This window comes from Streptomyces sp. NPDC029216, assembly GCF_040648015.1.
GTDB lineage: Bacteria > Actinomycetota > Actinomycetes > Streptomycetales > Streptomycetaceae > Streptomyces.
In genome coordinates, this window is the sequence record NZ_JBEZWL010000184.1 from 1 (window position 1) to 13,393 (window position 13,393).

At 69.8% G+C, this 13,393-nt stretch carries 11 protein-coding genes; 8 read left to right on the forward strand and 3 right to left on the reverse strand.

Going from position 1 to position 13,393, the window contains the following annotated elements:
* Positions 1-628: 628 nt before the first annotated feature.
* Complete coding sequence (locus AB0F18_RS35385) at positions 629-2,920, forward strand: RNA degradosome polyphosphate kinase (protein ID WP_362068391.1); 2,292 nt, start codon at positions 629-631, stop codon at positions 2,918-2,920.
* Positions 2,901-3,857, forward strand: coding sequence for a CHAD domain-containing protein (locus tag AB0F18_RS35390; RefSeq protein ID WP_362068394.1), 957 nt, complete (start codon positions 2,901-2,903; stop codon positions 3,855-3,857). Before AB0F18_RS35385 ends, AB0F18_RS35390 begins: the two co-directional genes overlap by 20 nt.
* Positions 3,858-5,424: 1,567 nt before the next feature.
* On the opposite strand, the gene AB0F18_RS35395 is transcribed toward AB0F18_RS35390, so the two are convergent.
* The 3 genes from AB0F18_RS35395 to AB0F18_RS35405 form a co-directional block, all read right to left on the reverse strand.
* A complete protein-coding gene (locus AB0F18_RS35395) occupies positions 5,425-6,882 on the reverse strand; it encodes a catalase (RefSeq protein ID WP_362068416.1) in 1,458 nt (485 codons plus the stop codon).
* A gap of 229 nt (positions 6,883-7,111) precedes the next feature.
* A complete protein-coding gene (locus AB0F18_RS35400) occupies positions 7,112-8,002 on the reverse strand; it encodes a 2-hydroxy-3-oxopropionate reductase (RefSeq protein ID WP_362068397.1) in 891 nt (296 codons plus the stop codon).
* Between the two features lie 75 nt (positions 8,003-8,077).
* Positions 8,078-8,911: a TIM barrel protein gene (locus AB0F18_RS35405; RefSeq protein ID WP_362068400.1), complete on the reverse strand. Its 834-nt coding sequence runs from the start codon at positions 8,909-8,911 to the stop codon at positions 8,078-8,080.
* Between the two features lie 126 nt (positions 8,912-9,037).
* Between AB0F18_RS35405 and AB0F18_RS35410 the strand changes: the two genes are divergently transcribed.
* The 6 genes from AB0F18_RS35410 (at position 9,038) to AB0F18_RS35435 (ending at position 13,273) form a co-directional block, all read left to right on the forward strand.
* Entirely contained in the window at positions 9,038-9,289 is a 252-nt protein-coding gene (locus tag AB0F18_RS35410) for a hypothetical protein (protein ID WP_362068403.1), read from the forward strand.
* On the forward strand, positions 9,286-9,696 hold the full coding sequence (locus AB0F18_RS35415) for a helix-turn-helix domain-containing protein (RefSeq protein ID WP_362068406.1): 411 nt from the start codon (positions 9,286-9,288) through the stop codon (positions 9,694-9,696). The genes AB0F18_RS35410 and AB0F18_RS35415 overlap by 4 nt, the downstream gene beginning before the upstream one ends.
* Before the next feature lie 154 nt (positions 9,697-9,850).
* Positions 9,851-10,366, forward strand: coding sequence for a 2-oxo-4-hydroxy-4-carboxy-5-ureidoimidazoline decarboxylase (gene uraD / locus AB0F18_RS35420; protein WP_362068409.1), 516 nt, complete (start codon positions 9,851-9,853; stop codon positions 10,364-10,366).
* A 2-nt stretch (positions 10,367-10,368) separates the two neighbouring features.
* The gene (uraH, locus tag AB0F18_RS35425) at positions 10,369-10,758 is read left to right on the forward strand and encodes a hydroxyisourate hydrolase (RefSeq protein ID WP_079430425.1); all 390 of its coding nucleotides are present in this window, start codon (positions 10,369-10,371) and stop codon (positions 10,756-10,758) included.
* Between the two features lies 1 nt (position 10,759).
* Positions 10,760-11,683: a factor-independent urate hydroxylase gene (gene pucL / locus AB0F18_RS35430; RefSeq protein ID WP_045947381.1), complete on the forward strand. Its 924-nt coding sequence runs from the start codon at positions 10,760-10,762 to the stop codon at positions 11,681-11,683.
* A gap of 186 nt (positions 11,684-11,869) precedes the next feature.
* Positions 11,870-13,273 (forward strand): 8-oxoguanine deaminase, encoded by a 1,404-nt coding sequence (locus tag AB0F18_RS35435; RefSeq protein WP_362068413.1) that lies wholly within the window; start codon positions 11,870-11,872, stop codon positions 13,271-13,273.
* The last annotated feature ends 120 nt before the right edge of the window (positions 13,274-13,393 follow it).

The following is a 13,393-nucleotide window of genomic DNA, read 5'->3' on the forward strand; positions in this document are numbered from 1 at the left end:
GGCTGTCAAGGGTGGCCGAAGGCCATCGCGCAGCGACGCGACCGGAGGGAGCGCCCTTGACAGCCCGGCCCGAACCGGAAGGACAGTGGGACTGACGGGAAAGCCCCAAGGCTGCTCTGAGACCGCCCCACCGGGACCCCGAACACCACCAGACCCCGCCTCGCCGTCCGCCGCCGCCCGCCGGGCTCCCGCCCCCGACCCACCACCCCGCACCCGGGGAGGCGGGTGGGCGGCCACCGCCCCGCCCCCACCCCTCGCGGGGGAGATAGCGGGCCCTCCCCCTCAGGACCCCCGCCCCGACCAGCCCCCACAGGCCGTGGAACACGAGGCGGGAAGCCTCCACCGCACGCCTGGGCCGAGCTGCACACGGTCGGCGGGCTGCTGCTGCGGCGGGGCGCGCGGGAGGGGCGGACGCTCGTGGACCGGCTCGCGGAGGGCGACTGAGGCGAACGCACCCGGTCAGGCGTACCGGCCGGGAATCCGGCTTACAGCCGGAGTCTGGAAGCCATACGCCATTAACCGGGCATTCAGACGCGCTTGCGAGCCTCCCAGCATGCAGCCCCGACTCCGCCTGACCGCGGACACTTCCGACGCGCCTGTCCTGCCCCGTGCGCGGAAGAATGGAGTCATGAGCCACCAGCCCAGCGCAGGCCCCACCGAGGTCCCCGCCCAGCACCCGTCTCACAGCTCCGTCGCCGCCTCCGCCGCCTCCAAAACACCGGCGAAGTCGCGTATCGGCTCCATAGCCGCCCACCGGCCCCAGACCGGTCCCACCACCACGGCCCGCGTCGACCTCGACCCCGATCTCGACGCCGACCTCGACGCCTACGAGGACAAGGACGACACCGGCGAGCTCCCCGCCAACCGTTTCCTCGACCGCGAGCGCAGCTGGCTGGCCTTCAACGAGCGCGTCCTCGAACTGGCCGAGGACCCCACCACCCCGCTGCTGGAGCGCGCCAACTTCCTGGCGATCTTCGCGAGCAACCTCGACGAGTTCTTCATGGTCCGCGTCGCCGGCCTCAAGCGCCGCATCGCCACCGGCGTCGCCACCCGCTCCGCCTCCGGCCTCCAGCCGCGCGAGGTCCTCGACCTCATCTGGACCCGCTCCCGCGAGCTCATGGCCCGGCACGCCGCCTGCTACCAGCAGGACATCGCCCCGCAGCTCGCCGAGGAGGGCATCCACCTCATCCGGTGGCCCGACCTCACCGAGAAGGAGCAGGCGCGCCTCTTCACCCTGTTCCGCAACCAGATCTTCCCGGTGCTCACCCCGCTGGCCGTGGACCCCGCGCACCCCTTCCCGTACATCTCCGGCCTGTCGCTGAACCTGGCCGTCGTCGTGCGCAACCCCGTCAGCGGCCACCGCCACTTCGCCCGCGTCAAGGTGCCGCCGCTGCTCTCCCGCTTCCTGGAAGCCTCCCCGCAGCGCTACGTCCCGCTGGAGGACGTCATCGCCGCGCACCTGGAGGAGCTGTTCCCCGGCATGGAGGTGCTCGCGCACCACATGTTCCGCGTGACCCGCAACGAGGACCTGGAGGTCGAGGAGGACGACGCCGAGAACCTCCTCCAGGCCCTGGAGAAGGAACTCATGCGGCGCCGCTTCGGTCCGCCCGTGCGCCTGGAGGTCGAGGAGTCCATCGACCCCGGCGTGCTCGACCTCCTCGTGCAGGAGCTGAAGGTCTCCGCCGCCGAGGTGTACCCGCTGCCCGGCCCCCTCGACCTGACGGCCCTCTTCGGGATCTCCTCCCTCGACCGGCCCGAGCTCAAGTACCCCAAGTTCGTCGCCGGCACCCACCGTGACCTCGCCGAGGTGGAGTCCGCCTCCGCGCCCGACATCTTCGCCGCCCTGCGCGAGCGGGACGTACTGCTGCACCACCCGTACGACTCCTTCTCCACGTCGGTACAGGCCTTCCTGGAACAGGCCGCCGCCGACCCGGACGTCCTCGCGATCAAGCAGACGCTGTACCGCACCTCCGGCGACTCGCCGATCGTCGACGCGCTGATCGACGCCGCCGAATCCGGCAAGCAGGTCCTCGTCCTCGTCGAGATCAAGGCACGGTTCGACGAGCAGGCGAACATCAAGTGGGCGCGCAAGCTGGAGGAGTCCGGCTGCCACGTGGTCTACGGTCTGGTCGGCCTCAAGACCCACTGCAAGCTGTCGCTGGTCGTCCGCCAGGAGGGCGAGACCCTGCGCCGCTACTCGCACGTCGGCACCGGCAACTACCACCCCAAGACCGCCCGCCTGTACGAGGACCTCGGCCTGCTCACCGCCGACCCGCAGGTCGGCGCGGACCTCTCCGACCTGTTCAACCGGCTGTCCGGCTACTCCCGGCGCGAGACCTACCGCCGGCTGCTGACCGCCCCGAAGTCCCTGCGCGACGGGCTGATCTCGCGCATCGACAAGGAGGCCGACCACCACCGGTCCGGCCGCCCGGCGTCCGTCCGGCTGAAGATGAACTCGATCGTCGACGAGGCCCTGATCGACGCCCTCTACCGGGCCTCCCAGGCCGGCGTCCCGATCGACATCTGGGTGCGCGGCATCTGCGCCGTGCGCCCGGGCGTCCCGGGGCTGTCGGAGAACATCCGGGTCCGCTCGATCCTCGGCCGCTTCCTGGAGCACTCCCGGGTCTTCGCCTTCGGCAACGGCGGCGAACCCGAGGTGTGGATCGGCAGCGCCGACATGATGCACCGCAACCTCGACCGCCGCATCGAGGCACTGGTCAGGGTCACCGACCCCGGCCACCGCGCGGCACTGGACCGGATGCTGGAGACCGGCATGTCCGACGCCACCTCCTCCTGGCACCTGGGCCCGGACGGCGAATGGACCCGGCACAGCACCGACGCCGAAGGCCTGCCGCTGCGGCACGTACAGGAGATGCTCATAGACGCCCGGAGGCGCCGGCGTGGCTCAGCAAAACCATGACCCGACCGCAGGTGACGTGCTCGGCGTCTACCTGCGTTCCCAGGCCACCGCTTTCCTGCGCGCGCTGCGCCTGCATGACGCAGGCGCGGCGGGCGCGGGGGGCGGCCCCGACACCGGGGAGGACGGAGAGGCGGCGCACGGCCTGCGGGGGGCCGCGCGCCGGATCGCCGCGTCCCTGAGCACGTTCCGGGTCGTCACGGAGTCCGGCTGGGCGGACCCGCTGCGCACCGAGCTCGTCTGGCTCTCCTCCACCCTGGCGGACGAGCACGCCTACGCCGCCCGGCTGTCACGCCTGTTGGAGGCCCTGCAACGCCTCTCGGCCTCCCCCGAGGTCCCGGCGCCCCGGGGTACGCCCGGGGGCGCGCTGACGGTGGGCTCGGCCCGGGCGGGCGCCCTGCTGGAGCGCCAGCTCACCCTCGCCCGCACCCGCGCGCACTCGGCGACCCTCCAGGCCCTCGGGTCGGCACGGTTCCACGCGGTGGCGGACGCGGTGGCGGTGCTGGCCTCGGAGGTCCCGCTGGACCCGGTGGCGGCGGGCGGCCGCGTGGGGGACGTCCTCACCCCGCTGGCGGCGGTCGCGCAGACCCGCCTGGACGCCGCGGTCTCGGCGCTCCCGGCCACCGACCCCGCGGCCCCGTACTCGGCGCACGCGGACGCCGCCTGGCACGAGGTACGCCGCCTGCTGCGCGTGCACCGCTACGCCCGGGAGGCCCTGGGCGAGGACGCCCCCCGCCTGGCGGAGGCGAGCGAGGCCCTGAACCAGCACCGCAACGCCGCGGAGGCGGCCACCGCCTCGGCAACGGCGGCCCGCACCCCGCGCATCGCCCCGGCGACGGCCTACGCCCTGGGCGTCCTCCACGCCGACCAGCGGCATGCGGTGGAGGCCTCCCGCCTCACGTTCCACAGCTTGTGGGCGCCGGTACCGGCGGGGTCTTGAGGGGGGCGGGGCTGGCCGGGCGGCGGGGGACGGCGGGGCGGGGTCGGGGGTGTTCGGGGTCCCGGTGGGGCGGTCTCAGAGATGCCTTGGGGATTTCCCGTCAGTCCCACTGTCCTTCCGGGGCGGGCCGGCCTGTCAAGGGCGCTCCCTTCGGTCGCGTCGCTTCGCGATGGCCTTCGGCCACCCTTGACAGACCGTCCCGCCCCGGAAAGACAAGGACTGCCGGGAAACCCCCAAAAGGACGGGCCGGTCGACAGTTACAGGACCAGCCCCTCAGCGATGAGGCGAGCAGACCGGGTCCGCCTCGCCGGGCATCCGGCCCCTCCAGATCCTGATTCGGGACCAGGGGCAACCCACGCCCCAGATCGCTACGCGCTGCCCAGATTTCGGCGTCCGCCGCCCGTCTGGGGCCGATACCCGCACCCAAGGACGATCAGGAGGGTCTCCGGATTCCCCTGGCGCGCCAGATCGCTACGCGCTCCTCTTTGCCCAGCGTCCGACGGCCGTCCTGGGCCGGGATGACGTCCTCGTCGTCCTGTGGTGCAGGTACAAGCCCAAAACGGCCGCCGGACGCCGAGAAATGAGAAGCGCGTAGCGATCCGATGCGCCTGGCGGGCCCGGAGGACGATTTCATCGTCCTTGGGTGCGGGGATCGGCCCCAGACGGCCGCTGGACGCCGAAATCTGGGTAGCGCGTAGCGATCTGGGGCGCCGGGCGGCCCCTGGCCCCGAATCTGGATTTGGAGGGGCCGGATGCCCGGTCTACCGGACCCGGTCTGCTCGCCTCATCCCTGAGGGAGCCGGATGGTCAATGAACAACCGTCCCGTTCTTTTGGGGGTTTCCCGGCAGTCCTTGTCTTTCCGTGGCGGGTCGGGCTGTCAAGGGTGGCCGAAGGCCATCGCGAAGCGACGCGACCGAAGGGAGCGCCCTTGACAGGCCGTCCCGACGCGGAAGGACGATGAGACTGACGGGAAAACCCCATACCGTCTCTGAGACCGCTGAGTGCGACCCCGCCCACCCGTGCCCCCGGCCGCCCATCCGGCCCCGCCCACCCGTGGCCCCGCCCCCCACCCGGCCCCGCCCCAGGCAGCCCACCCCACCCCACCCCACCCCACCCCCCAACAACAAAGCGCCGAGTCACGGGACCGTCCGTGACTCGGCGCTCTGGTTGTTACCGCCCGACGGAGCGAGGCTGGCGCGACAGGACGTTCGCACCGCCGGGCGGAGACTATGGGAGGTGGGAGGTCGGAGGAGTCGGTCCTCCGGTCCTCCGGTCCTCCTCTATATAAGGGGACTCTGTGCGCGGCCCCTTATATGGAGGAGTGGCTGGGACCGTGGCGGGCGGGCGACGAGAACTCCGGCGTCGTCTCCCTCAGGTCAAGAGACGGGCCTCGGAACCCATTACCACCGCACTGGCTCGCTCGCCCACCACGGTCCTCACGCGGCGCCAGCCGCAAAGGCTGGCGCAGTCGGCCCGCACCGCGTACCACCCCTCATCCGGGTCCGCGGCGCGGGCTCAGCACCCGGGGCCTGACCTCCCGTCAGGCCCCCGGTACATCTGTGGGGCTCAGGCGTCGCGCAGGGCGCGCACGGCCTCCTCGACGCGCTTGCCGTAGTCGGCGTCCGCGGCGTGGAAGTGAGCCAGGTTCTTCTCGATGACGTCCTCAAGGGTGACCTGAGACAGGCCGCCGGCGATGTTCGCCACCAGACGCTGCTTCTCGGCCTCCGACATCAGGCGGTAGAGCTCACCGGCCTGGAAGAAGTCGTCGTCCTTCGTGTGGGCCGGGGCCTCGTGGGTGCCCGTGTAGCCGGAGACGGCCTTCGGGGCACCGAGGGCTATGCCGGTCTCGGCAGGGCCCTGGTACGAGTTGGGCTCGTAGTTCTTGTCGTGGCGCGAGCCGTTGCGCAGCGCCATGACGCCGTCGCGGCCGTAGTTGTCGGCCTTCGTCGCCTTCGGGGCGTTGACCGGCAGCTGGGTGTGGTTCACACCGAGGCGGTAGCGCTGGGCGTCGGCGTACGCGAAGAGACGGCCCTGGAGCATCTTGTCCGGCGAGGCGCTGATGCCCGGGACGAAGTTGTTCGGGGAGAACGCCGACTGCTCGACCTCGGCGAAGACGTTGTCCGGGTTGCGGTCGAGGACCAGGCGGCCCACGCGCTGCAGCGGGTAGTCGGCGTGCGGCCACACCTTGGTGAGGTCGAACGGGTTGAAGCGGTAGTCCGCGGCCTCGGCGGCCGGCATGACCTGGACGTACAGGGTCCAGCTCGGGTTCACGCCGCGCTCGATGGCCTGGAGCAGGTCGGTCTGGTGCGAGTTCGCGTCCTTGCCGACGAGCTCGGCGGCCTGCTCGCCCGACAGGCAGCGGATGCCCTGGTTCGTCTTGAAGTGGTACTTGACGAAGAAGGCCTCGCCCTGGGCGTTGGTCCACTGGTAGGTGTGGGAGCCGTAGCCGTTCATGTGGCGGTAGGAGGCCGGGATGCCGCGGTCACCCATCAGCCAGGTGATCTGGTGCGTCGCCTCGGGGGCGTGCGCCCAGAAGTCCCAGACGTTGTCCGGCTCCTGCTTGCCCGTGAAGGGGTCGCGCTTCTGGGAGTGGATGAAGTCGGGGAACTTGATCGGGTCCTTGATGAAGAACACCGGGGTGTTGTTGCCGACGAGGTCGTAGTTGCCGTCCTCGGTGTAGAACTTCAGCGCGAAGCCGCGCGGGTCGCGGACGGCGTCCGCGCCACCGAGGGAGTCGGCCACGGTGGAGAACCGCAGGAAGGTCTCGGTCTTCTTGCCGACCTCGGAGAGGAACTTCGCCGAGGTGTAGGCGGTGACGTCGTCGGTCACCTCGAAGTAGCCGTACGCGGCCGAGCCGCGGGCGTGCACCACACGCTCCGGGATGCGCTCACGGTTGAAGCGGGCGAGCTTCTCAAGGAGCTGCTGGTCCTGGATCAGGAGCGGGCCACCGACGCCGGCGGTGGCGGAGTTCTGATTGTCGGCGACCGGGGCGCCGGACTCGGTCGTCAGCGTGCGCTTCGACATGGTGACCTTCCGTACGGGTAACTGCTGACGGAAAGCGTCTTCCGTCATGCGGAACAGCCTAATTTCGGCGTGAACGCACAGTCAACAGTTTGTTGAAAGAAAGAATGTGGAGGTAATCCGGACGGTGCCGGCGCTTGGGCGCGACAGGACAGGTGTCAGCACCGACACCATCCGGAAACTCGGGCCCCCGTGAGGGGGGGGCGGCCCGGGGGAGCGGGCCGCGGGGGGATCAGACCTGGGCGCCGGAGAGGCGCTCGACCGCGCGGAGCAGGGCGGAGTGGTCCAGGCCGCCGTCACCCTGGGCGCGCAGCGAGGCGACCAGCTGGGCGACGACCGCGCCGACGGGCAGGGCCGCACCGACGTTGCGGGCGGCGTCGGTGACGATGCCCATGTCCTTGTGGTGCAGGTCGATCCGGAAACCGGGCTTGAAGTCGCGGTTCAGGAAGTTGTCCTTCTTGCGGGTCAGGACCGTGGAGCCGGCCAGACCGCCGTTGAGGACGTCGAGGGCGGCCTCCAGGTTCACGCCGGACTTCTCGAGGAAGACGACGGCCTCGGCGCACGCCTGGATGTTCACCGCGACGATGAGCTGGTTGGCGGCCTTCACCGTCTGGCCGGAACCGTGCGGACCGCACAGGACGATGACCTTGCCCAGGGCTTCGAGGATCGGCAGGGCCGCGTCGAAGTCGGCCTGCTCGCCACCCACCATGATCGACAGGACGGCCTCGATGGCGCCGGCCTCGCCGCCGGACACCGGGGCGTCGATGACGCGGATGCCCTTCTCGGCGGCGTTCTTCGCCAGGTCCACGGAGGTCTGCGGGGTGATCGACGACATGTCGATGATGAGCGCGCCGGACTTGGCGTTCTCCAGGATGCCGTTCGGGCCGTAGTTGATGGCCTCGACCTGCGGGGAGGCGGGCACCATCGTGATGATGACGTCGGCGTCCTTGACGGCCTCGGCGATCGAGCCGGCGGCGGTGCCGCCGGCGGCGGCCAGGCGCTCCAGCTTGTCCTGCTCCAGGGTGAAGCCGGTGACCGAGTAGCCGGCCTTCAGGAGGTTCTCGGACATGGGGGAGCCCATGATGCCGAGACCGATCCACGCGATCTTGGGGAGGTTGCTCATGATGAGGGTCCTTCTCTTAATACTTCGTACGAAAAGTGCGTGAGGTGCCTGGCTGATCGCCCGGACTTTGTCCGCCTACTTGGCGGCGCGGGCCTCGGCCGGCAGCCACTCGAAGGACGCGGCGGCGTCGGCGGCCTTGTACTCCAGGCCTACGTAGCCCTGGTATCCGGCCTTCTTGAGCTGGTCGAGGAGGTCCTCGAGCGGCAGCTCGCCGGTGCCGGGGGCACCGCGTCCGGGCTTGTCCGCGATCTGGACGTGCCCGGTCTTGGCGGCGTACTTTTCGATGACCTCGGAGAGGTCCTCATCGTTCATCGCCAGGTGGTACAGGTCGAGGAGGAACTTGGCGTTCCCGAGGCCGGTGGCCTCGTTCACCTTGTCCACCACCTCGATGCCGGCCGGGGCGCTCACCAGCGGGTAGAGCGGCGACTCGGGCTTGTTGAGGGTCTCGATCAGGAGGATCGCACCCACGCGGTCGGCGGCCTGGGCCGCGACGACCAGGTTCTTGAGGGCCAGCTCGTCCTGGACGGCCGGGTCCACGCCTTCGACGCGGTTGCCGTAGAGGGCGTTGAGCGCCTTGCAGCCGACCGAGGCGGCGAAGTCGGCCGCGACGTTGATGTTGGCGTTGAAGCGCTCCGACTCCTCACCGGGGACCGAGACCGCGCCGCGGTCCGGGCCCGGCAGCTGGCCGGCGTAGAAGTTCAGGCCCACCAGCTGGGTGCCGGCGTCCTCAAGAGCCTTCTTGAGGGCGTCGAGCTCCTCCTGAGCGGGGGTGGGGGTCTCGATCCAGGGCCACCACAGCTCGACCGCCGTGAAGCCCGCCGCGGCGGCGGCCGCGGGGCGCTCCAGGAGCGGGAGTTCCGTGAAGAGGATCGAAAGGTTCACATCGAAGCGCTGGTCGGTGTATCCCATGAGGGGTGTGCGCTCCTTCCGTATTGCGGAAGTTATTTTCTGCTTGATGGAAGACTGCAAGCCGACCGTCCGACTTGTCAAGTGCCGGCTCCCTGAATCTCAGGACTGCCGGGTAGCTTGGGCGGCGTGCGATTGAGAGTGGAGTTCACGACCGAGCCCTTCGACCTCGAAGAGGCCCCCGCCCACGCCGTGGCCGCCCGGGAGGTCATCCAGAAGGCCCAGCTCGACGCGGTCGACGTGGGCCCGTTCGGCAATACCGCCGAGGGCGAATCCGGCCGGGTGCTGGGCGCGGTGGCCGAGCTGCTGCGCGACGCGCTGGACGCCGGCGCCACGCGCGTCTCGCTCCAGGTCAATGTGATCGGGGAGGACGGAGCATGACCGAGCCCCGCGACCACCCCTTCGTCACCGCGGTCAAGCCGCTGGTGGACGCGATGGGCGGCGAGCTGATGGACCCCGCCCAGGCCGAGCCCGACGACGTCGTGCTGACGTGGGAGGGGCAGGAGCTGCTGGCCGTGCGCCTGCCGCAGCTCTCCGACTCCCTGGACCACATCCTGGCCGCGCTGGAGCGGCGACACGGAGTCCCGCTGGCGCAGCTCGACCGGAAGTCCAAGCAGGACGTGGTGCGCATACTGGAAGCGCGGGGCGCCTTCTCCGTCCGGCACGGCGTGGAAACGGTCGCGGGAGCCCTGGGCGTAAGCCGTTTCACCGTCTACAACTATTTGAACCGGGACTCCGGTACTCAGAATCGGCCCGGCAAAACGACGAAGCAGAACAGCCAGGAGTGAGGGCTGCTCCACCGACGGTCACGAGCCGCCGCCCAATTCACCCGGGCGGCGGCTTTTGTGTACAGGAAGTTTCAACAAAGTGTTGACGCCGTGTTGTCGAGGGCGTTAGCTATGCGCAGCCCGTCAAAGCAACAACAGGCCACGGAGGCCTACCGTGACTTCGAGCCCGACCCCGGGTCTGACCCGGTTCAACACCTTGGACGACAGCGCGGCCACGGCCGAGCTGCACGAGGTGTGCGCCAGCTCGGCGTGGGGGAGCAAGATGCTCGCCCAGCGCCCCTTCGCCACCGCCGACTCCCTGTACGCCGCGAACGAGGCCGCCATGGCCGAGCTCACCGCGGACGACCTGGCCGAGGCGATGGGAGGCCACGCGCCGATCGGCCGGCCGAAGCCGGGAGACCCGACCTCCGCCCGCGAGCAGCGTGGCATGGCCGGTGCCTCGGAGGAGCTCAAGAACGAGCTCCTGGAACTGAACCTGGCCTACCAGGAGAAGTTCGGCCACGTCTTCCTCATCTGCGCCACCGGCGCCACCGGTGAGTTCATGCGGGATGCGGTCAAGGTCCGGATCGAGAACTCCGCCGAGCGGGAGCGAGAGATCGCGCGCGGCGAACTGGTGAAGATCAACAGGATCCGTCTGACCCGCCTCGTCGAGCTCGCAGAAGGAGAGTGACCATGAGCACCGAGACCACCGCGTCGGTGTCCACGCACATTCTGGACACCAGCATCGGCCGCCCCGCCGAGGGCGTCGCCATCTCCCTGTCGGCCCGCGCGGGCCTCGACGGCGAGTGGGCGGCCCTGGGCGGCTCCGCCACCGACGCCGACGGGCGCTGCAAGGACCTGCCGGCCCTGCCGGAGGGCACCACACACGTACGCCTCGACTTCGAGACCGAGACGTACTTCGAAAAGAAGCAAGCCGAGGCGCAGCAGGACGCCCCCCGCGTAAGGGACAGCGGTGCGTTCTTCCCCGAGGTAACCATCACCTTCGCGGTGAACCCGGGCGAGCACTACCACGTACCGCTGCTGCTCAACCCGTTCGGCTACTCCGTTTACCGAGGGAGCTAGCATGGCCACGATTCTGGGCCAGAACCAGTACGGCAAAGCAGAGAACCGCGTCGTCAAGATCACGCGGGACGGCGACACGCACCACATCAAGGACCTGAACGTCTCGGTCGCCCTCTCCGGCGACATGGACGACGTCCACTACTCCGGCTCGAACGCCAACGTCCTCCCGACGGACACCACCAAGAACACGGTGTACGCGTTCGCCAAGGAGTACGGCATCGAGTCCGCCGAGCAGTTCGGCATCCACCTGGCGCGCTGGTTCGTCAACAGCCAGGAGCCGATCCAGCGCGCGCGCATCCGGATCGAGGAGTACGCCTGGGACCGGATCGCCACCTCGGACGCCAACTCCAAGTTCATCGGCTCCGACGAGGTCAACCACTCCTTCGTCCGCAAGGGCATGGAGACCCGCGTCACCCAGATCACGTACGACGGCCAGAACTGGGAGGTCATCTCCGGCCTCAAGGACCTGATCGTCATGAACTCCACGAACTCCGAGTTCTGGGGTTACGTGAAGGACAAGTACACGACCCTGCAGGAGGCGTACGACCGCATCCTGGCCACCCAGGTGTCGGGCCGCTGGCGCTTCAACTGGTCGGACGACGAGCAGCGGATGCCCAACTGGGAGAAGTCCTACGCCGAGACCAAGAAGCACATGCTCCAGGCCTTCGCGGAGACCTACTCCCTGTCGCTGCAGCAGACCCTGTACCAGATGGGTTCGCGCATCATCAACCACCGTTCGGAGATCGACGAGGTCCGCTTCTCGCTCCCGAACAAGCACCACTTCCTCGTCGACCTGGAGCCCTTCGGCCTCAAGAACGACAACGAGGTCTACTTCGCCGCGGACCGTCCGTACGGTCTGATCGAGGCGACGGTCCTCCGCGACGGCGCTGACGCCCGTATCCCCGTGGACATGACCAACCTCTAAGCAGTGCACGCGCGTCCCGGGGCTCCGCAGTGGCCCCGGGGCGACACCCCCACAGCTTCCTGAATCGGCACCCGGACGCAACCCACGGGGCGGCAGTACTGTCAGCTGTCAGGCCCCCGGCTCCGGCACTCAAATCCCCAGGGTTTTGCCGTGCCCGCACCGCCACTGAAAGCACGAGGAAGTCCCATGGCAGCATCGGCAGCCCATGACGACGCCGTAGAGCGCATCGTCATCGAAAACTGTGCGATCGCGACCGTCGACGCCAACGACACCGAATACGCCTCGGGTCACGTCGTCATCGCAGGCAACAAGATCGAGTTCGTCGGCGCGGGCAAGGCCCCCGAGAACCTCGACAACGTCGTCCGCCGCATCGACGGCACCGGGCACCTCGTGACCCCCGGTCTGGTCAACACGCACCACCACTTCTACCAGTGGATCACGCGTGGCCTGGCCACCGACCACAACCTCTTCAACTGGCTCGTCGCCCTGTACCCGACCTGGGCGCGCATCGACGAGCAGATGGCGTACACGGCGGCCCAGGGCTCCCTGGCCGCGATGGCCCGCGGCGGTGTCACCACCGCGATGGACCACCACTACGTCTACCCGAAGAACTCCGGCGACCTCTCCGGCGCGATCATCCGCGCCGCGTCCGAGATGGGCGTCCGCTTCACCCTGGCCCGCGGCTCCATGGACCGCAGCGAGAAGGACGGCGGCCTGCCGCCGGACCACGCCGTCGAGACCCTTGAGGGCGCCCTCGCCGACACCGAGGCGACCGTCAAGAAGTTCCACGACGCCTCCTTCGACGCGATGACCCAGGTCGCCGTCGCCCCCTGCTCCCCCTTCTCGGTCTCCACCGAGCTGCTGAAGCAGGGCGCCGAGCTGGCCCGCCGCCTCGGTGTGCGCATGCACACCCACGGCTCGGAGACCGTCGAGGAGGAGAAGTTCTGCCACGAGCTCTTCGGCATGGGCCCCACCGACTACTTCGAGTCGACCGGCTGGCTCGGTGAGGACGTGTGGATGGCGCACAGCGTCCACATGAACGACTCCGACATCGCCGCGTTCGCCCGTACCCAGACCGGTGTCGCGCACTGCCCGTCCTCCAACGCCCGTCTGGCCGCCGGCATCGCCCGCGTCCCGGACATGCTGGCCGCCGGCGTCCCGGTCGGCCTCGGCGTGGACGGCACCGCCTCCAACGAGTCCGGCGAGCTCCACACCGAGCTGCGCAACGCGCTGCTGATCAACCGCCTGAACCCGGTGCACCGCGAGGCCGCGCTCAACGCCCGCCAGTCGCTGCGCCTGGGCACCTACGGCGGCGCCCAGGTCCTCGGCCGTGCCGACAACATCGGCTCGCTGGAGGTCGGCAAGTGCGCCGACCTGGTGCTGTGGAACCTGAACACCTTCCTGCACTCCTCGATCGCCGACCCGGTCACCGCGCTCGTCTTCGGTGCGGCCGCCCCGGTCACCGCCTCGTTCGTCAACGGCAAGCAGATCGTCGAGAACAACCGGCTGCTCTTCGCGGACGAGGACGCCATCGCGGTGTCCACCCGCGAGGAGGCGCAGCGCCTGGCGCGGATCTCCGCGCAGGGCTGATCCCCACGGAGTCCGGCCGGGGGGGACGGCCCCCGGCCGGCCGCCGCGGGCCCGAGCGGGGTGCGCCCGTCGGCACACCGGCGGGGTGGGGAAGAGTGTAAAGGCAACCGGGTAGATAAA

Excerpts from the sequence above, each read along its gene's own strand:
- AB0F18_RS35405 (WP_362068400.1), bottom strand. The coding sequence starts at position 8,911 with ATGGGATACACCGACCAGCGCTTCGATGTGAACCTTTCGATCCTCTTC.
- AB0F18_RS35435 (WP_362068413.1), top strand. The coding sequence starts at position 11,870 with ATGGCAGCATCGGCAGCCCATGACGACGCCGTAGAGCGCATCGTCATC.
- AB0F18_RS35385 (WP_362068391.1), top strand. The coding sequence starts at position 629 with ATGAGCCACCAGCCCAGCGCAGGCCCCACCGAGGTCCCCGCCCAGCAC.
- pucL (WP_045947381.1), top strand. The coding sequence starts at position 10,760 with ATGGCCACGATTCTGGGCCAGAACCAGTACGGCAAAGCAGAGAACCGC.
- AB0F18_RS35395 (WP_362068416.1), bottom strand. The coding sequence starts at position 6,882 with ATGTCGAAGCGCACGCTGACGACCGAGTCCGGCGCCCCGGTCGCCGAC.
- AB0F18_RS35400 (WP_362068397.1), bottom strand. The coding sequence starts at position 8,002 with ATGAGCAACCTCCCCAAGATCGCGTGGATCGGTCTCGGCATCATGGGC.
- uraH (WP_079430425.1), top strand. The coding sequence starts at position 10,369 with ATGAGCACCGAGACCACCGCGTCGGTGTCCACGCACATTCTGGACACC.
- AB0F18_RS35415 (WP_362068406.1), top strand. The coding sequence starts at position 9,286 with ATGACCGAGCCCCGCGACCACCCCTTCGTCACCGCGGTCAAGCCGCTG.